Source organism: Motilimonas cestriensis, assembly GCF_021295315.1.
Taxonomy (GTDB): Bacteria; Pseudomonadota; Gammaproteobacteria; order Enterobacterales; family CBDFNC01; genus Motilimonas; species Motilimonas cestriensis.
Genome location: NZ_JAIMJA010000014.1, coordinates 84,475 through 106,500, shown reverse-complemented (window position 1 = coordinate 106,500; position 22,026 = coordinate 84,475). Strand labels below are relative to the sequence as shown.

Here is a 22,026-nt window from a genome sequence, read left to right as displayed (position 1 = left end):
TTGATTTTTTATCTCAGCATATAGAAAGCGGTTATAACGATTAGAGCTTCTACCACTGAATGGTAGAAGCTGTTACTGGATTTTACTGAATGTCACTGGTTGTTGCAGAAAGCTTTTAGGAAAGGGGATTACTCAGCCATGATTTGGCTTTTGCTTTTAACACTAGCAAGCAGCATATACGCAGAGGTGGCGACCAGAGTCGCAAACAAATATCCCAATAGGCCGTGCTGTTGCGCCATAAAGGTAGCGGATGCAACCGGCCCGAGCACAGAGCCAATACTGTAGCTAAGCAGCATCACTTGCGCTGCAGAAACGATGTAACTTTCATCTAGCTTTTCACAGCCAAGGCTAATGGCAATAGGATATAGAGCAAAAGTAGCCATGCCTAAGCCAAATAAGGCAAGGGCTAATACCGAGTGACTGCTGCTAACAAAAGTCAGGCCAATCGCAAATACGCCAATTAAGCAGTAAAACGCCATTAATAGCGTGCGACTAAGCCATTTACTGGTGAAGGTAACCACAGGTTGTACCGCCATGCCGCCTAAAATAACTAACGCCATTAACATGCCAATTTTATCGTGGCTAATGCCTCTATTGTCGAGTTCAACGGGCATTAAGCCGTAAATAGCGCCTAACGTAAGGCCTGATACGATGCAGCCAATAATCGCCGCATAACTGAGTTTCATTATTTGTTTAAAAGATAGGCGAATACTTTCTTGGCTATCAGGTTGCTCACTTTTAACCAACATTAGCACGCCAATAGCCGCGCTAATTAACATACTGATGGCAATAAAAGGGGCACTGCCGCTTACGCCCATTAGACCAATACCAAACTGGCCTAAGGCACTGCCGCCATAGAGTGCAATCATGTAAACGCTTAAGCGCTTGGCTCGGGTGTGTTCTGCGCCGGCCATTAGCCATGACTCTACAACCACAAAGATCCCGGCCACGGCTACGCCAGCAATAAAGCGTGCCATTAACCACACCATTTCATTGGCAAAAAGTGGCAACACAATAATGGTGCTTATAAAAATAACTAAGCAAACAATATAGCCAAGCTTGTGGCCAAGGCGGCAAACTAAGCGCTCAGCGCCGATTGCGCCGATAAGCAAGCCGGCGTAAAACGCACTCGCAAGCCAGCTAGCCAGTGTTTCATGAATATTATATTCATTTAGCATTAGCGGGATCAGGCTCATTAAGTAACCGGATGCAATCGCATATAAAGTTAATGCAATGACAGGAGCAGCAATGCGGGAGGATTGCTGGGAAATAAGCGTATTTTCCAATGTCGTTATTCTCTAAAAGCGATTGATGGGGGATTTTTGGCGGGACTATGGAGCGTATTGCTTTTAGAGTAAAACAAGAAATTTTGTGCTTTAAGGTAATATTTATTGTTTGATAAATATTGCAGATAAAGTGACTGCTGAGTTATTTATAAAACCTTTTTCGTCACCTGCTGAGTTTATCTGTTTCTTGTCGATAGGCCTGTGCAAAATAATATTGTGGCGCCATATTTATCACGATAGGATCTTGAATTGTATTTTACTCATCATTGATGGAAATGGCTTTATGCAGCTCAAAGATCAACAACGGGTTCATCAAGCGGTCAATTATGTATTGGCGAACATTGCTGCGCCTTTGAGTATCGCAGAGGTGGCGAATCATGTTCATCTTTCAGCATTTCACTTTCATCGGGTTTTTAAACGTATCACCAATGAGCCTTTCAACCAGTTTGTGCGCCGTAAACGTTTAGAAAAAGCCTTTCATTCATTATTGCGTTATCACCAGCCTAGCATTACTGACGTTAGTGAATGTTGTGGCTTTTCGTCTCCTGCTAACTTTAGTAAAGCCTTTCAAGCTTATTTTGGTTTTTCAGCGTCTCAGCATCGACAGGGGGCGCTAGGCATAAATAGCAAGAATGGAAAACTTTTTAGCAAGTACGGAAAAGAGATAAGCCCGGCGCTTTTATACAATGGGTCTCTCTCAGAGCAAGAGAGTGAACAAGTTAAGGCACAGATCAAGCGCATTGAGGTGGTGTCACTGCCAGCAACCCATTACGGCGTGATTGCGAGCACTCAAGGTTATGCCATAGAGGGGATCATGGATGCTTGGAGTCAAATGCGTGAATGGTTAGCGTTTAATCATATTGCGATTGAGCCAGGTAAAACGGCGGGCTTTTGTTTTGACAATGTTTGGTTAACCCCAATTGAAGTTTGTCGTTATGAGTCAGGCTATGAGATCGCTGATATTGATATGGCCAAGCAAGCGGGTATGTGTGTTAGAGCCCAAGCTGAAGGTCGTTATTTATTGATTGAATATGATGGAAAAATGAGTGATATGCAGACGTTTTATTTGTGGTTGCTGAGTGAGTACTTTCCTCAAACGCGGTTAACCATCACTTATGAATATGTGATTGAGCGTTACCTCGAGATAAATTACGAGCAAGACATAATGAAACTCGAGGTGCTGGTAAAAGTGCATTAGTCTTGTCCTAACATTTGTTTTAACTCTGTTGCTCTGTGCCCAATCATGCATCTTCAAGTTGATTGGGTGTATACGGCCAACTTCGGCCAGCCCATTGGTATTATTGTAAGGAATGAGTGATGAGCAACACCGATTTGACCTTTACAGCAGATGATGATCTTCGGCTCAATGAACCAGAAGCAGACGTTAGCGACCCTCATCCGTTATTGACGGGGGCGATCTCAACGCAATTTGTAAAATTGGCTTTTCCTATTATCATCGCGTTATTGATTAACGGCTTATATAGCTTTGTTGATGCGGTATTTATTACCCGAGGGGTGGGGGTTAATGCAATGGCGTCGGTGTCGGCAGTGTTTCCCATCAGCATGTTTATTATTAGTGTCAGTGCTATGTTAGGCAGTGGCATGGCCTCGATTATTTCAAGACGTTTAGGCAGTGGCGACAAACAAGGCGCGAGTCAGGTATTTTGCAGCAGTTTGGTCTTTGCCATGAGTTTAGGTTTGCTGCTAAGTGTGCTTATTTACTTATTACGCGAGCCTATTTATACCTTGCTAGCCTTGCCAACAATACTGTTAGCTGACGCTGATACTTATTTGCTGCCGATATTACTTGTTACCGTGGTTAGTTTTATCTCGGGCACCTTAACCGAGAGCTTTCGCGCCTCGGGCAAGCCAATGGACATGATGAAGGTGATGTTACTTGGCTCAGCGCTCAACGTAACATTTGACGCTTTATTTATTTTCGGCTTTGGTTGGGGCGTTGCTGGGGCCGCGTGGGCTACCGTATTGGCAATGCTTTTCTCATTTAGCTTGGCGGTTAGGTTACAGCTCTGCGGTAAAGACAGATTGAAAATAGTGCCGCAATATTTACGTTTTGACTTAAACGTGCATAAGCGTGTGCTTGGTTTAGGTTTTCCTATCTTTCTTTCTCACAGTGGTTTTGCTTTTACTATCGCGGTGACTATTTTTGCCGTGACAAAATACAGTGGAGACCAAGCGAGTTTGTTAATTAGCGCCCATGGTTTATTGATCCGCAGTTTTATGCTGCTATTTTTACCCTTGCTGGGCATGACTATTGCGTTACAGACCTTGGCGGGCTTTAACTATGGTGCCGGGCAGTTAGCACGGGTAAAACAGTCGCTATTAACGGCGATTGCCATTGGTACGGTTTGGACCACATTTGTGACTTTACTGTTAGTGCTGCGACCGCAGTGGTTGTTTAGTTTATTCACTGCAGATCTTGCCCTTGTTGAAACCGCAAGTGGCATTTCATCCATCGTCTTTATTGGCTTTTTCAGCGTGGCCGCTGGCATGATGTGCAGCGCTATTTTTCAGGCCATGGGCAAAGCACTACCAGCGATGTTACTCGAGTCTGGTCGCACTTACTTACTGCTGCTACCTATGATTCTATTACTGCCAAGCACGCTAGGGGTTGACGGCATTTGGTGGGCGTTTCCGCTAACCGATGCCATTGGGGTGACGTTAACTGTCTTATTTACTTGGTATTACTTTGCCAAACGGCTTGAGAAGATTAAACCTGTATTGAGAGGTGGAAATACTGGTGTATAGAAGATCTTTTTCCTTGAACTTGCTGGATGTTTAACGACCTTAAGGTAATATGTGAGGCTATTGCATTAACAGCAGCGAGAAAATAATTTGGGCTTACTCGGTCGTTGGTGTATCAAGTTAAGCTTGAGCGCACTCTTAATTGTTTCCAGTTTCAGTTTTGCCGCTTCTCTTGACGAGTGGCAAGCGCTGGAAGATAGCCCTTTGCCGCCCCATGAAAAAATCTCCCTTGCCCATGCTTTAATAGAGCAACATACCAACCAGCATTATCTAGAAGGTCAGCTCAGAGGCAATATTCAGCTCGCTAACTCTTATCTTTCCCTCGAAGATATGGCGCAATCTCAAATTTATCTGGATAAAGCAAAAAGTTTAAACTCACAACTTAACGCCAGTCATGACAGTTTAAGAATTAACAATATACAAGCTGCGTTATTTGCAATGGAAGGGAGGCTAAAAGAAGCGATGGAGTTAGCCATTGCTAGTTTAGCCTTATCGAAAACGTTCGATGATGAATTGTTACAAGGCGATACCTTACTTAATTATGCTTACATCATGCAGCTGGAATCACAGTTTGCCGAGGCGATTGAGCGTTTGTATGAAGCGCAAGTTATTTTTGAACGAATGAACAACAAAATGCGCATTATGACCACTTATAGTCATTTGGCTATCATTTACTCCAAGCTTAAAAACGACCGCAAAGCCATCGAGTATTATCAACACGCTGCTGAGCTCGCCGAAGAGTTAGGAGATGACTTCGGCTTATCTATTTTTTATTACAACCTTGGTACCGCTTTTTCAGGTTTAGAAGATTGGCCGCAGACTGTTTATTATTTCTCCAAAGCGAGAGAGCTTAGCGTCGTTCTTGAAGATAACGCTGGCATTGCGTTATCCACTGCGCAACTTGGTCGCGTTATGATGAACAACTCGCAATATCAAGACGCGCTGCCCTTATTAATTGAAGCTAATGAAAGGTTGCTAGACAGTGGCGTCTTGTATATGCGGATGCGAATAAAGCTAAACATTGCAATGTGTTATGCCAAAATTGCTGATAATGAATTAGCTAAAGCTTATATTACCGAAGTTGAATTGATGATGGCCGTTGCGGGCTCTGAGGACGAGCGTTTCCCCTATCTATTATTAGGAAAGGTGTATGCTGAGTTGGGTGACTATCAAAAATCATCATACATTTTTCAGCGTCATATTGACTTTTTATTGCGCGATTTTGAAAGCAAGAAAAGCTTGTCATTACAACGTCTTGAAGTGATTTATGACGTCCGTTTTGAAAAGTCACGTAACGAGTTATTACGCCAAGAAAATAGGTTAGCTGAATCGGAATTAGCTCGCCAGAATCAGTCTCGGCTTATTCTGGCGCTAACATTAGTGCTGGTTTTGATGTTTTTGGGCTTCACCTTTCGTCAAATTCGGATCCAACGTGGCCAAAAACGTCGTTTTAAGGCGTTGGCATTTAAAGATGACTTGACCCAAATTGCCAATCGTCGTGGTATCCTCGATTTTGCTCGAGCAAGTTATAACCAAACTAAGATCGATAGCACCAAGTTAGTGCTCGCGATCATTGATCTGGATTACTTCAAACAAGTGAACGATACCTATGGTCATGACATGGGTGACCAAGTACTGATTTACTTTGCCAATATGGCTAGCCAATGTTTGCGTCGCTATGAAATGGTCGGGCGTTATGGCGGCGAAGAGTGGCTAGTGGTGTTGCCTAAAGCTGAGGAGAAAGATATTCTGCCGCTATTTGACAGGTTAGCGCATTGCTATAAAGAGCAAAAACCCAATGAATTGCCGGCAGAGCTACACTTGGGCTTTAGTATGGGTGCGGTCGTCACCCTGTATCGCGATGATGTGACCGTAGAGATGCTATTAAAAACAGCGGACGCTGCTCTGTATAAGGCTAAAGAAAACGGCCGAGGTCGTTGTGAAGTCACACTAGAGTTGGTGCAATAGCCTTCTCGTTAACAGGCTCTATAGAAGTTGCTCGTAAGGACATTTTTTATCTATAAATAGCCTCAATTGAGCGCACAATAAAGCGGGAGCAGGATCGGTGAACCATCATTTAGTGTTGCTGGTGTTAGTGCAAGTGTTGTTTATGATTGGCAATATGATGTTTGTTGCCTTGGCGCCAGTGTTAGGCAAAGAATTAGCGGGCAGCATGAGCCTTGCTACTTTGCCGTTGGCGATAAGCATATTAACCATGTTGATCTGCTCTTTTCCCTTGAGCATGGCCATGGGGCAATTTGGCCGTAAGCCGGTTTTTGCCTTTGGTATCGTTGCGAATTTAGCAGCTGGGGTGATTTTTTTCACCGCGGTGAAATTGCAGTTATTCTCACTGTTTTTGCTCGGCAGTGTGGTCTTTGGTCTCTCGATGGCCAGTGCGAATTTTTATCGTTTTGCGGCGATGGAGCTAGTAGAAAAACATCGTCAAGCCTTGGCTATTTCGGCGGTGATGGCCGCTGGCGTGGTTGCTGCTGTGGTGGGGCCAAACCTTGGCGCAGTGACACAACATCTATTCTTTGAGCAAGCATTTGCTAGCTCGGTGCTGCTTTATATTCCTATTTCTATTATTGCGATGGCGTTGCTGCTATTTATTCAATGGCCGCAGTTACAAGCCTCTTCCACCAAGGTCGACTTGCCGTTAGATCTAAAAGGTGAAATTTGGCAGCCAATGTTCACCGCCGCCGTTGCTTATGGTGTCATGGTATTGATCATGAGCGCCACGCCGCTGCATATGTCCCATCATCATTATGATTTTTCAGATACCGCTTGGGTGATCCAGTGGCATTTAATTGGCATGTTTGCGCCGTCATTTTTTGTCAGTGGATTGGTTAAACGCCTTGGCTTAAAAGGCCTGTTGTTACTTGGTGCGCTAGTGCTTGTCGCCTCTTTGTTGGTCAATCTAATTGCACAAAGCCGCACCCTGCTTACCCTTGGTTTATTGTTGCTCGGCATAGGTTGGAACTTTTTATTTTTAGGTGCCAGTCAATGGCTAATGAAGCTATCAGAACATAAAAACGGCGCTAAAGTACAAGGGGTTAACGAAGTGCTGGTATTTGGCTTCGCCGCTATTGCTACTTTTAGCTCGGGTTGGCTGCTGGCTGAGTTTGGTTGGATCACGCTTAACTTAGCGTCATTACCTTTATTGGCGCTACTGCTGGTGGTATTGCTAAAGAGTCATGGCTTAAAACCAAGCCTGACAGCGGTTGTGAGTGATTAGCGAGTGTGGCAGGCTGACTAATTTACTGCGGGGCAAGATCTTCAAGTGTTAGATAGTGTAGAATGCGCTGTCCAATTTTGATGTAAACGAGATCCCCATGTCGAACGTGAATACTGCTGAGCTTCATCCCTTTGTACAAGAATGTGCCAATGCGATGACTGACAATCAACTGCAACGCTTGGTGTTTTCAAAATATCGCGGCGACAACAAAGAGCTAAAGCGTATTGCCCTGCGCCCTGTTGAGCTAAAAGGCCAACGCTTGGTGTCTTGTTTATATGAATATCACACTAACCACATTACCAAAAATGTTGCGCCAGATGAGGTAATCAGTCTTTGCCAGCAATGGCTAGAAAGCGAATTTTCTAATGCTCACTTGATCACCGATGAATGGGAAATTCAGTTAAGCATTAGCAAAAAAGGTAAAGTGCTGCAAAACAAATACCGCAATAAAAATAGCGCCAAAGTGGGCGCAGTGAGCGAAGCCAATCTAGAAACGCCTCATAACCGCGCGAAGAAACGCTTTGTTGAACAAACTCGCCCCTATTTAAAAGAGTTAGGCATTACCGATGCCAGTGGTGAGATTATTCCGGCCATGTCGCGCAAGTGGAAACAAATCAATAAGTTTATTGAAGTGCTGTCGCGCGCCATTGATAACACTGGCCTCGCCAAGCGTAGCGAAGTACACATTGCTGACTTTGGCTCAGGTAAAGCCTATTTAACCTTTGCCGTGCATGATTACTTTATGGATAAGCTGCAAGTGCCGACCCAAGTAACAGGCGTTGAACTGCGCCAAGGCTTAGTGGACTTATGTAATAAAACCGCGCAAAAGCTCGATTTAACCGGCATTAAGTTTGAACAAGGCGATGTGCAGCATTTTAAAGCCCAAGGCATCAACATTATGATTGCCCTGCATGCCTGTGACATCGCCACCGATTACGCGTTGCACATGGGCATTCGCACCGGCGCGGAAATTATCATGTGCTCGCCGTGTTGTCATAAGCAAATTCGCCCGCAAATGAAGAGTCCACAAACCCTAGCGCCACTATTGCAACATGGCATTCATATGGGCCAAGAAGCAGAAATGGTCACCGATGGCCTGCGCGCATTGCTCCTTGAAGCTCATGGTTATGATACTCAAGTGTTTGAATTTATTTCCCTTGAACACACCAGTAAAAACAAAATGATTCTGGCGCAAAAGCGCAAACAGCCGCGCGATAACACGGCGATATTGCAGCAAATTGCTGACATAAAAGCCTTCTATGGCATTGAAGAACAATGCCTTGAAAGCTTGCTCGCGCAATAGATAAGGCAAGTAGGCGCAGCAGTCATGCTGCGATATCTTACTTAATATTTTGAGAGGGCTTATCGCCTCATCACTGGGGCTCCGACGGGCGCCTATTTAGTATTGCTTATGCTTACACCGTTTTTGGCAGTGCGCTATAAGCAATGACCGCCGCATCGCGTTTTGCGACATCGGTGTGATGGCCTTTATTTACGTATTGATCGCAGTACTCAACGGGATCGCCCTGATTGACGAGAAACGGATTACTTGAATGAACCGATAACACTTGTTGCCAACGCTTTGCGATGTGCGCTGGTGGATTAGGCATCTCAATTAAGGGGACTTTCGACTCTTCAAAGCGGCTGTTAATGGCCACATTTATCATGTCATCATTAGCGGCTGCCAGCCAACTGGCGCCATTTTTTCCCACGCAAAGCAAAGGCATGTAAGGTGCCAAGGCTGGGCAAACCGTATTGCGATATAACTCAACTTGCCAGTATGAACGCGCTATTTTGGCAAATTGTGTAAAGCTCTTAATGGCAGTAAATTGCGCTGAGGCGAGCGGTAAGATTTCTACCCTAGGTTTACTCGGATTCACCGTATCATTGGCGACATCTATGTACCACTTTCCCAGAATGAGCGCATTTTGAAAATACTCATCGCGCAGCGATCCCCACGCTTTTTTTAAATCAACCCCTTGATTGATATGCTCTCTTAATAGGGTCAACCCGGGCTTAGTGGTGGTGAATATTTCTTGTTGTAATAAGCGGAAAACCTCATCTCTGATTTCTCGACAGCGACCAGTGGGATAGGCCTTCTCAGCAAAAAAGGGAAATAGCGGCGCGAGGTTTAAATCCGCAATTAACCGCACTTGTGCTAAGTCTTGGCACAATAGATTAAGTTGCTCTTGAGTCAGTTCGTTATTCGGCATTGGGGTTACTCGTTAATGGGCATTAATTCGAAACTCTCTCATCGGGTTTTTTATTCACTGTTTGGGGATAGCGAGTGCTCATCAGGCCAACTAAATTGTCGAAACGAGATGTTAAACCTAGGCTTTGTGGCTTTGTTTCCTTTGGCGAGAGCGTGCTCATAATTATCTTGAAACCCCTTGCCCATTACCAATAGTGAGCCATCTTCAAGGTTTAGTTCATATTGCTTTTCGATATCATCTTGGCTGCGAATCAAAAACGCTCGCTCGGCTCCTAAACTAATAGAAGCAATGACATCGGTGGCGCCAAAGGCGGGTAAATCGCTATGAAAACCCAAGCTTTCTTCACCATCTGGGTAGTACAAGCACACAGCGACAGAAAACGTGATGCCTGTCAGGTCAGCTATCTGTTGTTGCAGTTGGGTCAGCAAAGAAAACCAAGTGGCGCATCGGCCATGTTGTGAAGGAAAAAGTTGAGATTGCGCTAATTGTGGATCTAAGAAAATCATCCGCCAAGGCAAAATGTGTGTTTCCTTGCCGTTGGGTAGCTGAATAACTTCAGGTTGGTTAAGGTCAAGATTTGCTACTAACCAATTAAACAGCGCGCTACTTTGTTTGGGGGACATAAACTGTGAATAGTACTGGGCGTTGCATTTTAAAGGTAACTTCACTGATGACTCCCTTTAAACCAAGATAAAAATTCTTTAAAACTAGAGGGGATAAGCTGTTATGTCCGTCTATGTCGTTGGTAGCTCATGTATCCAGCGATGTTCTCTGATCCATTTTTTCATGATTGGGAAGCCATGTTCAGAACTGGTCATTTCCCATACATCTAGTAAAGGTTGCCCAAAAATCCCCCCATTATCAAAAGCATTGATTAAAGAGTGTGAAGCGCCTTTATAGCCATCATCATGAAAAATAGTTTTCATAGGTAAGTTTAACCGCTTCACCGCTGCGACTGACCAAGCAATTGCCGCTATCTCTTCACCATGCATGGCTTGCTTTTGTCGTCCATTCCTGAGGCCATTTTTATACACATCACCTTGTAATTGAGCTCGGTATATAGGTTCGCAAACCGCGATATGACCGGCTTCGTGAAGGATATCACCAGCATACTTAAGTTTGTCTATATCAATTTGTAAAGCGCCCTGATTAAGGTTCACACCAGGTAAGAATGTTTCATTCTCAATGGACGTTAGGGAGAATGGTAAGTTGATCGCGTGCAAAAAATCACAAATCTGAGTTATGGTTTCATTCATCCACTTATCCTTAAATGATTAGGCTGGCGATAAACCAGTGAGCTTTAGCCCGTGAGTGAATATCACTTGGTTGTGCTAGTCATATTTTAGTAAAAGTCTTGTCAATGTAGCAAAGTTTCGCCAACACCCTACGATTAGTTGTTTGAAATTTGCTTGCCCACGCGCTTTGGTAGGTGAATAGGTGTTTCATGAGAATGGTTATTAATATGTAAAATTAACTCCACTTTGCTAAATATCACAGCAAATAGTGTTTTTATCATCTGTAGAGGTAATTGTGTAAATATGATGACTATCGAAGCGTTATGAAATAGAAAAATGATTAGTGTGATTTTATTTTGGTTTTTGTCAATTAAATATTGAGTTATTGTCTTTTTGAACTAGGTTCTTAGTTTTAGTCATCATAAAAGTGACGGCGCTGTTTGGTGCGAATCAAAATGAGTTCTTAAGGATATTTAACCATGGAAGCACAACATCTACAGGTTACTTCGGGGCTGTCGTTCGCAGAGCCTGAAGTTGACGCCTTGCTTAAGCACTCAGTCCGAACGCAGCTTGAATCTTTGTTAACGCAGAAGCTCACAGTTGAACAACGGGTGCAGCAATTACAACAAAGTTTTGTTGATGCAACGACATTAGTGCTAAGTGATACAGAAACGCAGCATCAAGTGCTAGTTAAAGCCTTTGACGCTATGTACGACCAAGCCGTGCAATCAATGGCATTAGCTGGGTTGAGTCAAGCACTGTTAACACGGCAATATGTATCGGCATCGGGTTTAATCATGTCTCCCCACAATTGTAAGCATACCATCAAGGATGTTTATCGCATTAAAGGGTATGCCCGAGGCATTGACCAAGCAATACAAAGTAAATTAAAACATGTGTCTTCAATTACCGTTCTCTATCCCGCATGTGGCCCTTTTGCCCCTTTACTATTGCCTTTATTAAGTTATTACAAAGATAGCCAAAAATTCACTGGACAGCAGATCCAAGTTATTTTGGCTGATGTTCACCCTGGCGCCATTCTGGCACTCACACAATTAGTTAAAGACTTACAACTGGATGAGTACATTCTTTGTATCGAAGAGGTTGACGCCACTGAATATAAACCCAAAGAGTCGATTGATTTACTTGTGCTAGAAGCGATGCAACATGGCTTTACCAAAGAAGGGCAGCTCAGTATTGCTAAGCACTTAGTGCAATTTCTGAAAATAGATGGTTGGATGATCCCGCAGAATATCTCGGTCCGAGGCATGATGGTCATAGGTGAAACGGAATTTAATCAGCAATGGAAAGAAGTGGAATATAGCCACTCGCTAAATACCGATACCGATGCACAGCGAGATAGGGTCGAACTTGGCGAGCTAATGAGTATAAACAAATCGACGCTGCTCAACATGCAAGAGTTAGAACTGCAAGACGGCGTCAAGGTTATTCAGGCAAGCCAAGTTACCTTGCCCGTTGACGTTGACGATATGGATAAGCGTATTCTAGCGGTTTATGCTCATATTGATACTTTTGCACAGGAGGGAGTTGGGCAATATGACTCAGGGATCACCCATCCCAGGCCCGATATGACGTTTTATATTGATACTAAGCCTCGTGATGTTGAGCATACTCACTTTGTAGCAAACAGTGGTGATACGGTGCAGTTCTATTATCAGTTAACTGGCTTACCGGGTTTTGTTCCGGTAAAAGTGTGAGCAGAAGATGAAAAAATATGCTTTTTTTACAGGTGGTTGCCAAAGTCTTACTGCGATTCAGTATTTACATCAAAGTGGCCAATTAGCTTGTGTTGTATTGGTTGATGCACAACCAACCCCAGACTTGATGCAGCTACAACATTGGTTACAGCAAAGTGGTATTAAAACGCTTGCTTATAACCTTAGCGATGATACAGACTTGCTCAGTCAGCTCGATAGCTTGGCGGTTAATCGAGGCTTGATTTACCTGTTCAGGCACAAAGTGCGCCCCGCATTAATCCAGTATTTTTCAGGTCACCTTGTCAATATTCATCCCAGTCCATTGCCCGATTACAGAGGGCCTTTTCCGTTGTACTGGCAGTTGAGAAATGGCGAAGATAAAACCAAATTGACGCTACATCAAGTAACAGAGTTGCTTGACTGTGGTGATATCGCCACAGATCTTGAAATAGAGATCCACCCATTCGATACCATAAGTTGTGTGCAATACAAAGTTGCACAGGCTTTGCCTGAGCTAGTAGCAAAATATTGTCAACTTGATGAAAAACAAGGAATCACTTGGCACAAGCAAGATGAGAAAAGTGACAAAACAGCCCCACAAGTTGAACAGCAACAATTAATAGTTAACTGGCATAAGCAAACTAGCAAGCAAGTCGTCAATATGGCCCGAGCAGGCAATGCTGATGCAGGATGTGCACTATTTCAGTTCCGCCAAGAAATGTTTCAACTGTTGCAAGCAAGCGTTGTAGAGAGCCCTTTGATTGGCGTACAGGCGGGAACAGTTATTGAGGTCGATAGACACACCGGGTTAGTTATTAAAACCATTAATGGGGCACTGCGTTTAGATGTTATTGGTACACAACAAGGCGTATTTGATGGTTATCGATTTGCGGTGCTATTTGGCTTAGAAGCTGGTTTTACATTGAATAATTAACAGCGGTTTATAGCGCTTTGTGGTGGGGGGTTACGCCTAGCGTATTTGGGGGCAGTGTTTTCCAAGGTTGATAAATAGAAGTGTGTGGGTGTTATCGGTTTTGGTTGTAACAGTGCTTAAACATAACTTCAGATGTGAGATGACAAATGAAGATTAATATTAGTGTGACTAATCAATATGGTTATGACATCGCAGTATACCCATATAACAACGGCGCGCTGCCAACTAAAGAGGCTGGCGTAGTTGTTTCAAAATTAGAGGGTCGCGGTGAGCTAACCGTTGACAGCGGAGAGTCTGGGGTGATTGAGGTTCCAGGCATGGGGTCGCTGGTAGTGATGTTTTTAGGTAAACAAAAACTAGATAGTTATCACGATAAATTTTGTGAGCAACCCGATGAATTCGACCAATGTGAGCAAATGGTATTGGTTCGTTATAAAACCACTGAGCTTTATTGGCGTTTTCCGACCTCTGATGAATCGCCATCTTTAGAGATAAGCATAAATGACTTAGGTACAGTTTGTTTTGACAAAACATCCGTTGGCAGTATTCGCCAAGTTTCAATACCAGAGTTATTTATTCCACCTGTTTTTTCTGCGGATCCATTTGCAGATCAATCAGAAGAAGAGTCTCAGACTAATTGAGTTGAAGGTTTAATGCTGCGTGACAACGCAGATGTGTATGACAAGTGATGAATGAGTGGCACGAGTGTAGTGTTGAAGTCCGTAAGTCACGAAAGAACGCAAACAAAGAGGATTAGATATGGCTACAGATGCATATATTGGCACCATGGTACCATTTGGCGGAACCTTTGCAATAGAGCGTTTAGCGCTTTGCTACGGTCAACTGCAAGCAATTAGTGAAAATACAGCACTGTTTTCGCTATTGGGTAATAACTTTGGTGGAGATGCAAGAACGACTTTTGGCTTACCTGATTTAAGAGGGCGTAGCCCAGTAGGCAAGGGGGCAATGCCAGGAGGTATGGACTATAACTTAGGGTTTAAGCTTGGTGCAGAAAGAATAGCATTGAACTTGTCGAATCTCCCTACTCACGCTCACGCCGCACAGTTTGTGCCAAGTGGAGGTGATTCTGTGACTGGTATGCTGCAAGCAGCCACCAACGCCGCTAATGCTGATACACCAGACTCATCAACCTATCTTGCGGCAAATTCATCAAATCAAATGTACTACAAACAAGGGGGATTTTCGCCTGCACCTACTTTAACTGATATAGCGGGTCTGATTGTTGATGGTGGTAGTTCAGGTGGGACTGTGGTGGTTGGAGATACTGGTTCATCGCAGAGCTTTAGCATTATTAACCCTATACAAGTAGTTAGCTGGCAGATAGTGTTGGATGGTGTTTACCCAGCGCGCAGTTAATACTTCAGCCCTGAACAAGTTTATCTGTAGTTATGGGTTGGGGTTGTTTGTTATAGGTAGTACTGACAGGGCTCTTTAATTCTGTCAAATGTATGTATCGTTTAAGGACAACTTACGATATTGAAAATAAAAGGGCTCTGGTTAGAAACCTGTGAGGCTTATCGTGTGTTTATTGGAGTAAAAATGCGCTTAAATCAAATCACAAACATATTGAGAGGTACCTGTTTAATCTCTCCGTTTGTCTCTAGTTTTTCTGTTTATGCCCTAAATGTAGACTATGTGAATCAATCTAGTATATCGGGTCGGGCTAATGTCAGCTATACCTCAAACTCCATTGAATATTTGTTTGATGCAGGGACCTCGACTTTATATACAAGTGATAACACTGGAATGGGCATTAGTAATGGTTTGGGGGCATATTCAAATACCTATGTTAATGCATCGGCAAGTTCTACAGTAATTGGTTATGTTTTTTATACTGCAAGTAACAGCAACAACTTTAGCTTAGATTCTTTTGTTATATTACGAAATACCTCTACGAGTTCACCGGGTGCTTCACAAGGGCATCAACTAATCATTGAAGGGTATGACAACAACACATCAAGTGCATCAGTTACTGCAACGGTAGATATCCCCGCAGGAACAGGTAATAGCACATTTTCGATGAGCGACGGCTCAGAATTTAGTGGAGCCGGCTGGGATAACATTGATAGAGTGGTATTTAAGTTTCAGGATAAATCTAATGGTAATTATGATGGCCGGTTTGCATTCAATACCGTTACTATAACACCTGTAGCGGGTAACTCGGCACCGACGGATATTTCTCTTAGTGCAACTTCGATTAATCAGTCTGCTACAGGAGCTTCTGCGTCAGTCGGCACGCTTTCTAGCACAGACGCCGATGGCGGTGATAGTCATAACTACAGTTTAGTGACTAATGGCGCAAGTGCGAATGGCACTTGTACTGCTTCGGGTGATGATGACAATGCCAGTTTTTCAATTTCTAGCACAACTTTTCAAACCCAATCAGCATTATCGGCAGGTAGTTATAACGTTTGCGTACAAACCGATGATGGTACAACAACTTTTCAAAAAACATTTTCGATTACGGTGAATGATAACGTTGCGCCAAACGCGCCGTCTACACCAGATTTAGATGCCGCATCTGATACCGGATCATCCAATACAGACAATATTACCAAGGATACAACTTTAACTTTAAGTGGTACTGCAGAAAGTGGCTCTACCGTCACATTATATAGCGATCAGGTTAATGGTGGCGCAACGTCAATAGGCTCGGGTACGGCCACTGGGGGAAATTGGCAAATTACCACAAGTGCATTGAGTGCTGGCACACATGCTATTAGCGCCAAAGCAACCGATGGGAGTAGTAATGTTAGCAGTAGTTCATCGAGCCTCAGTGTCACAATAGATACCACCACTCCCTCTGTGGCTGAAGTCGGCGCGGTGACTACGCCTACGAACGATACAACACCAAACTATACATTTAGTACTACCGAGGCTGGCACACTTTCTATGGGCGGCAGTTGTGGTACATCAACCTCAACGACGATTGGCTCGACAGGTAATCAAACCATTACCCTGACGCAAACTGATAACAGCACAGCGCTCGCACCTGGCACATATACAGACTGTACGGTGACGGTGACTGATACAGCAGGAAATGCCAGCGTGGCTCAGGCAGTTACCAGTTTTACAATCGATACTGCCACTCCGACTTTTGATAGCGCTAATTCTACACCCAATGATAATGCAACAAATGTCACAGCAAGCGACAATATTGTTATTGATTTTAGTGAAAATATAGCTTTGGGGTCGGGTAATATTACCATTCGCAATGTATCGAACAGCAGTGACTTTGAAGTATTTAATGTAGCAACTGAAAGTGATGGAACAACGACAACCCCAGGCGCTGGGCGTGTTGGTATTACAAATGATAAAATTTATCTTAACCCCACTAACAATTTGATCGGTAATCGTAGTTATGCGATTAGAGTTGATGCTACAGCAGTGGACGATAGTGCGGGCAATAGTTTTGCAGGTATCAGTAACGATACCACGTTTAATTTTACCACTGCTAATACTGCACCCGATGTAGATTTAAATTCAGGTATTGGTGGCAACGACAATAGTGCGCCGTTTTCTGAAGGCAGCGGTGCGGTCAATGTAGCTCCCAGTGCAGCTGTGACTGAAGCGGATGGTGATACGATCACGGCCATCACCGTTAGCCTTAGCAACAATCAAGATGGTGCATCAGAAGGGCTGAGTGTTTCAGCGGCGGCGCAAAATGCACTTACGGGCGTGTCGGGCGCATCAGACATTATACTGCAAGATACTATTTCAATTACTGGCGCAGCGGCGACAGCCGCAGAGGTGACCACCTTTTTACAAGCTATTACTTATAACAACACCTCAAACTCACCTAACACCACAGCCAGAACCGTAACCGTGGTGATTAATGATGGCACTGTTAATAGTGTTTCACGCACAGCAACGATAAGCGTGTCTAATGTGACAGCGACAAGCTCATCGGCGGCAGCCTTTAATACCACCAATGGCACGAATCTATCGCCTGCGATTACCTTTACCAGTGAAGATGAAATGCTCACCATCGCCAATAGCAGTCACGTTACCGGCTCAACCGCCGATGGTGGCGGCGGCACTGATACGTTATCTGTAGAAACTGGAGCGGATTTAACCGCACTGGCAAGTTTGACTGGTTTTGAGACTTTAACGCCTTATAACGATGGCGCATTAACATTAAGCGAAACTCAGCACGAAGGCTTTACCACCATAAATGGTACAGGTACAAATCAATTTACTATCGCTAGTGCCGATGGCGATCAAACGCTAACGGGTGACGCGGATATTGAAACTTATGTACTTGGCGCAGCGATGACATTCAACGCGGCCACGGCAGCACAAAATGTGACCGGTAGTAGCGGTGACGACACCGTGAATGTAGCCGCCTTGACCGCAACGGGTACCTTAAGTGGCGGCACTGGCACGGATACATTGCAACTAAGTAATGGTGCAAATATTAGCGGCGCGACTGTTTCAGCCTTTGAGTCTTTAACACTTGCCAGTGGCGCAAGTGTTACGATGTCCGAGGTGCAGCATGATGGTTTTTCAACGATGACTGCCCTTGGCACCGAAACGATTACGATTAGCACCGCAACGGATGGTTTAACCGGCAATAGCGCCATTGAAACCTATGTGCTAGCAACAGCCAATACCTTTACCCTAGGTGGTGCTGGGCAGAATTTAACCGGCAGTGGCGGCGATGATACGGTGAATGTCGGCGCCTTAAGCGCAACAGGGACCTTAGTGGGCGGTGCCGGTACCGATACGCTATCGATTGATAATGGCGGTAGCATTGCGGGCGCAACCGTTAGTGGTTTTGAAAACTTGGCGGTGGCCAGCGGTGGCGCTGCCAGTATTGATGCCGCGCAGTTATCTGCTTTCAGTGGCACGATTTCTGGGGCCGGCAGTGAAACATTAACCATTGCCGGTGATGGCGATATCACCACGGTTTCGGCAATAGAAAGCTACACTTTGGCGGATGACAGCACTAATACGAGAACGGTGACAGTCAGTAATAGCAGCCATTCAGTCACGGGCATCTCGACGAGTGATGCGGTGACTTTTGATTTAGGGGCGCTCACTTATACCGCTACCATCACCGGGGATAGTACAACGCCAGATACACTTTCGCTTAGCTCTGGCGCTGATATTACCGGAGCAACGATTAACAGTGTTGCTAATTTAACCTTGGCTTCGGGCGCATCGGTAGCCATGACTTTAGCTCAGCATGGAAACTTTACCGGTACCCTAACCGCTGCTGGCGTAGAAACTATCAGCTTAAGTGGGGATGGTAATGTCACCACCTTAGCAGGTATTGAAAATTACAATTTGGCTGATGACAGCAGTAATACCCGAACCATTACTGTGGCAACTGACACAACCAGTGTCACTGCTAACTCAGCGACTGACGCGGTTACTTTTGCCATTGGTGGCAGCACATATACCGGTACACTAAGCGGTGAAAATACAGTGGCTGATCGGGTGCAAGTGTCTGATGGCGCTGATATTACAGGGGGAAGCTTTTTCAACATAGGCACCCTTTCTTTGACTGGCGGTGCAACAGTTGCTATTGATTCAGCCAATATTGGTGACTTTACTAGCGCCATAAACGGTGCGAGTGGCAGTGAAACCCTTAAGCTAATGGATGGCGGAACATTTAACTTCTCAGCTACCTCTGTTTCTGCCATAGACGCGATTGCTATAGGGACGAATAGCGCATCAACCATCACCTTGACAGACAATTTTAATGCCGATGGGCAAACCGTTGCCATTACTAATACCACAGGCAGTGCCATCACCAATGACTTGTCAATTAATGCTTCAGCATTTGTTGGTGATGTATTATCAATCACGGCCACCGATTTAGGCGGTGACGATACCTTTGTTGGCGGCAGCGGGGCCGATATTATTCGTCCGGGGGCTGGTACCGATACGATGACGGGTAATGCCGGTGGTGATAACTTTATCGGAAGCGCGTCTGATTTATCTGGCGATACTATCGCGGACTTAGCCATTGGCGATCAAATAACCATTACAGGCGTGACTGGACTATCGAGTACGAATGTGCGGTTTAACGGCACCAGTACATTGGAGGTGGATACCGATGCAACTGATTTTAATATCTCAGAGCTTTCCTTATCTTTAACCAATGCTCCTGCTGCCAGCTTGGCTTATACCGTTGCCGACAGTGGCAGTGATACCGTCATTACCTTTATTGCGCCAAATGAGGCGCCCGTATTTAGTAGCTTAAATGGTGGCGCTACCTTTGTTGAAAATGGCTCTGCCGTTAGCATTGATAACGATATGACGGTTGCTGATACTGAATTAGATGCCCTTAATGGCGGCAATGGTAACTATGATGGCGCAACAGTAACCTTAGCGCGCTCTGGTGGGGCGAATAGTCAGGATGTGTTTAGTCATACCGGGCTGTTGGGCAGCTTAGTACAAGGCAATACCTTTACATACAATGCAAGCTCGGTGGGAACGGTAACGACAAATTCAGGCGGCACCTTGGTGCTTACCTTTAACAGTAGTGCTACCTCAGCCATCGTTGATGGTGTATTACAGTCGATAGGCTATCGTAACAGTTCTGAAGATCCTGCCTCATCTGTTACGCTTAATTTCACCTTTAATGATGGCTCCATTGATAGCACGGGTAGTAACCAAGCCGTTGTTAATATTACGGCGCAAAACGATACGCCAACGGATATCGCGCTGTCGGCCACTAGCATTAATCAATCAGCCACAGGGACAGGGGCCGCGGTGGCTACCGCAACCAGCACTGATATAGATAGCAGTGACAGTCATAGTTATAGTTTGGTTAATGCCAATGCGAGTGACAGTGGTAGTTGTAGCGCAAGTAGTGGTAATAGTAGCTTCCAATTTACCGCTAATACGCTGCAAACAAAAGTCTCAACGCAACCCGGTAGTTACACTATTTGTATTCAAACCAGTGACGGTAATGCGACTTTCCAAGAGTCATTTACTATTACAGTGGTTGATAATGTTGCACCTAGTGCACCTTCGACTCCGGACTTAGATTCCGCTTCAGATTCTGGCCCATCAAATACCGATAATATCACCAATGACACCACGCCGACGTTAAGTGGCAGCGCAGAAAGTGGCGCAACAGTGACCTTGTATAGCGACCAAGTGGGCGGCGGCACAACCGCTATTGGCAGTGCAACTGCAACTGGGGGGAGCTGGCAAATCACCACCACAGCTTTAGCCGCTGGAGTCACTCATGCTATTTCTGCTCAAGCAACGGATACCAATAGTAACAGCAGTGGTCGTTCAAGCTCATTGAGCGTGACCATAGATACTACAGCGCCAGCAACGCCAAGTGCTCCAGATTTATCTGCTGCCAGTGATACTGGTACCTCGAATACAGATAATATTACTAATAACACCACACCAACCTTTACTGGTACGGGCAGCACAGGTGACACCATTACACTTATCTCTAATGTAGACGGCTCAGTAGGAAGTGCGGTAGTGAGTGGTGGAGTATGGAGTATTACCGCTACGTCAGCGATGAGCAGCGGATCCCATACTATGATTGCTCGTGCAACTGACGCTGCAGGTAATGTAACAGATAGTATAACAACTGCTATTACGATTGACTCGAGTGCAAGCGCTTTGACCATCACCACGCCAATTGAAGGCGATGGTATTGTTAATGGGGCGGAAGACGCAGATGTACTCATTCAAGGCACAGGCGCAGAATCGGGTGCAACGGTGACCGTTGATATTGGCGGGGTGAGTACCACTACCACCGCTGATGGCAGTGGTAACTGGACCATCGCGGGCAATGAGCTGGATATCAGTGCGCTAAATAACGGCACCTTAACCGTGTCGGCCACGCAAACTGATGCGGCAGGTAATACCTCAAGTGCTGCTACCAGCGCAATCACGTTAGATAATACGGCGCCTAGCGCATTAACTATCACCACACCAATTGAAGGCGATGGCGTCGTGAATGCCGCGGAAGACGCAGATGTACTCATTCAAGGCACAGGCGCAGAATCGGGTGCAACGGTGACCGTTGATATTGGCGGGGTGAACACCACGACCACCGCTGATGCTAGCGGTAACTGGACCATTGTGGGTAATGAGCTGGATATCAGTTTGCTAAATAACGGCACCTTAACCGTGTCGGCCACGCAAACTGATGCGGCAGGTAACACCTCAAGTGCTGCTACCAGCGCAATCACGTTAGATAATACGGCGCCAAGCGCATTAACTATCACCACACCAATTGAAGGCGATGGTATTGTTAATGGGGCGGAAGACGCAGATGTACTCATTCAAGGCACAGGCGCAGAATCGGGGGCAACGGTGACCGTTGATATTGGCGGGGTGAACACCACGACCACCGCTGATGCTAGCGGCAACTGGACCATCGCGGGCAATGAGCTGGATATCAGTGCGCTAAATAATGGCAACTTAACTGTCAGCGTCACACAAACCGATGCGGCAGGTAATACCTCAAGTGCTGCTACCAGCGCAATCACGTTAGATAATACGGCGCCTAGCGCATTAACTATCACCACACCAATTGAAGGCGATGGTATTGTTAATGGGGCGGAAGACGCAGATGTACTCATTCAAGGCACAGGCGCAGAATCGGGTGCTATGGTGACCGTTGATATTGGCGGGGT

14 protein-coding genes are annotated in these 22,026 nt (G+C 45.1%); 10 read left to right on the top strand and 4 right to left on the bottom strand.

Annotated elements, in window-relative coordinates; all coding sequences use genetic code 11:
* Positions 1 to 128: 128 nt before the first annotated feature.
* Complete coding sequence (locus tag K6Y31_RS14235; protein ID WP_233053627.1) at positions 129 to 1,286, bottom strand: MFS transporter; 1,158 nt, start codon at positions 1,284 to 1,286, stop codon at positions 129 to 131.
* Positions 1,287 to 1,569: 283 nt separating this feature from the next.
* Here K6Y31_RS14235 and K6Y31_RS14230 point away from each other — a divergent pair, with 283 nt between their 5' ends.
* From K6Y31_RS14230 to K6Y31_RS14210, 5 genes are all read left to right on the top strand, one after another.
* Complete coding sequence (locus tag K6Y31_RS14230; protein ID WP_233053626.1) at positions 1,570 to 2,484, top strand: AraC family transcriptional regulator; 915 nt, start codon at positions 1,570 to 1,572, stop codon at positions 2,482 to 2,484.
* 119 nt (positions 2,485 to 2,603) lie between these two features.
* A complete protein-coding gene (locus K6Y31_RS14225; RefSeq protein WP_233053625.1) occupies positions 2,604 to 4,052 on the top strand; it encodes an MATE family efflux transporter in 1,449 nt (482 codons plus the stop codon).
* Positions 4,053 to 4,175: 123 nt separating this feature from the next.
* Positions 4,176 to 6,017, top strand: coding sequence for a tetratricopeptide repeat-containing diguanylate cyclase (locus K6Y31_RS14220; RefSeq protein WP_233053624.1), 1,842 nt, complete (start codon positions 4,176 to 4,178; stop codon positions 6,015 to 6,017).
* Between the two features lie 97 nt (positions 6,018 to 6,114).
* Positions 6,115 to 7,284, top strand: a complete 1,170-nt coding sequence (locus tag K6Y31_RS14215) for an MFS transporter (protein ID WP_233053623.1) — start codon at positions 6,115 to 6,117, stop codon at positions 7,282 to 7,284.
* A gap of 97 nt (positions 7,285 to 7,381) precedes the next feature.
* Positions 7,382 to 8,587, top strand: coding sequence for a class I SAM-dependent methyltransferase (locus K6Y31_RS14210; protein WP_233053622.1), 1,206 nt, complete (start codon positions 7,382 to 7,384; stop codon positions 8,585 to 8,587).
* A 112-nt stretch (positions 8,588 to 8,699) separates the two neighbouring features.
* Here K6Y31_RS14210 and K6Y31_RS14205 read toward each other — a convergent pair whose 3' ends face one another.
* The 3 genes from K6Y31_RS14205 to K6Y31_RS14195 form a co-directional block, all read right to left on the bottom strand.
* Positions 8,700 to 9,497 carry a hypothetical protein gene (locus K6Y31_RS14205; protein ID WP_233053621.1) on the bottom strand — a complete coding sequence of 266 codons (798 nt, stop codon included), beginning with the start codon at positions 9,495 to 9,497 and terminating at the stop codon, positions 8,700 to 8,702.
* 50 nt (positions 9,498 to 9,547) lie between these two features.
* On the bottom strand, positions 9,548 to 10,165 hold the full coding sequence (locus K6Y31_RS14200; protein WP_233053620.1) for an alpha-ketoglutarate-dependent dioxygenase AlkB: 618 nt from the start codon (positions 10,163 to 10,165) through the stop codon (positions 9,548 to 9,550).
* A gap of 66 nt (positions 10,166 to 10,231) precedes the next feature.
* Positions 10,232 to 10,753 carry a hypothetical protein gene (locus K6Y31_RS14195; RefSeq protein WP_233053619.1) on the bottom strand — a complete coding sequence of 174 codons (522 nt, stop codon included), beginning with the start codon at positions 10,751 to 10,753 and terminating at the stop codon, positions 10,232 to 10,234.
* Between the two features lie 458 nt (positions 10,754 to 11,211).
* Between K6Y31_RS14195 and K6Y31_RS14190 the strand changes: the two genes are divergently transcribed.
* The 5 genes from K6Y31_RS14190 to K6Y31_RS14170 all read left to right on the top strand — a co-directional run.
* Positions 11,212 to 12,450 (top strand): SAM-dependent methyltransferase, encoded by a 1,239-nt coding sequence (locus tag K6Y31_RS14190; RefSeq protein ID WP_233053618.1) that lies wholly within the window; start codon positions 11,212 to 11,214, stop codon positions 12,448 to 12,450.
* Positions 12,451 to 12,457: 7 nt separating this feature from the next.
* Positions 12,458 to 13,384 (top strand): methionyl-tRNA formyltransferase, encoded by a 927-nt coding sequence (locus K6Y31_RS14185; RefSeq protein ID WP_233053617.1) that lies wholly within the window; start codon positions 12,458 to 12,460, stop codon positions 13,382 to 13,384.
* Positions 13,385 to 13,530: 146 nt separating this feature from the next.
* Entirely contained in the window at positions 13,531 to 14,025 is a 495-nt protein-coding gene (locus K6Y31_RS14180) for a hypothetical protein (RefSeq protein ID WP_233053616.1), read from the top strand.
* 118 nt (positions 14,026 to 14,143) lie between these two features.
* The gene (locus tag K6Y31_RS14175; protein ID WP_233053615.1) at positions 14,144 to 14,761 is read left to right on the top strand and encodes a phage tail protein; all 618 of its coding nucleotides are present in this window, start codon (positions 14,144 to 14,146) and stop codon (positions 14,759 to 14,761) included.
* Positions 14,762 to 15,040: 279 nt separating this feature from the next.
* Positions 15,041 to 22,026: Ig-like domain-containing protein (locus K6Y31_RS14170; protein ID WP_233053614.1), on the top strand; the 6,986-nt coding region annotated here is incomplete at its 3' end.

What these genes read in the sequence shown, in the direction of transcription:
- K6Y31_RS14175 (WP_233053615.1), top strand. Translation starts at nt 14,144, where the DNA reads ATGGCTACAGATGCATATATTGGCACCATGGTACCATTTGGCGGAACC.
- K6Y31_RS14230 (WP_233053626.1), top strand. Translation starts at nt 1,570, where the DNA reads ATGCAGCTCAAAGATCAACAACGGGTTCATCAAGCGGTCAATTATGTA.
- K6Y31_RS14210 (WP_233053622.1), top strand. Translation starts at nt 7,382, where the DNA reads ATGTCGAACGTGAATACTGCTGAGCTTCATCCCTTTGTACAAGAATGT.
- K6Y31_RS14180 (WP_233053616.1), top strand. Translation starts at nt 13,531, where the DNA reads ATGAAGATTAATATTAGTGTGACTAATCAATATGGTTATGACATCGCA.
- K6Y31_RS14195 (WP_233053619.1), bottom strand. Translation starts at nt 10,753, where the DNA reads ATGAATGAAACCATAACTCAGATTTGTGATTTTTTGCACGCGATCAAC.
- K6Y31_RS14205 (WP_233053621.1), bottom strand. Translation starts at nt 9,497, where the DNA reads ATGCCGAATAACGAACTGACTCAAGAGCAACTTAATCTATTGTGCCAA.
- K6Y31_RS14190 (WP_233053618.1), top strand. Translation starts at nt 11,212, where the DNA reads ATGGAAGCACAACATCTACAGGTTACTTCGGGGCTGTCGTTCGCAGAG.
- K6Y31_RS14185 (WP_233053617.1), top strand. Translation starts at nt 12,458, where the DNA reads ATGAAAAAATATGCTTTTTTTACAGGTGGTTGCCAAAGTCTTACTGCG.
- K6Y31_RS14225 (WP_233053625.1), top strand. Translation starts at nt 2,604, where the DNA reads ATGAGCAACACCGATTTGACCTTTACAGCAGATGATGATCTTCGGCTC.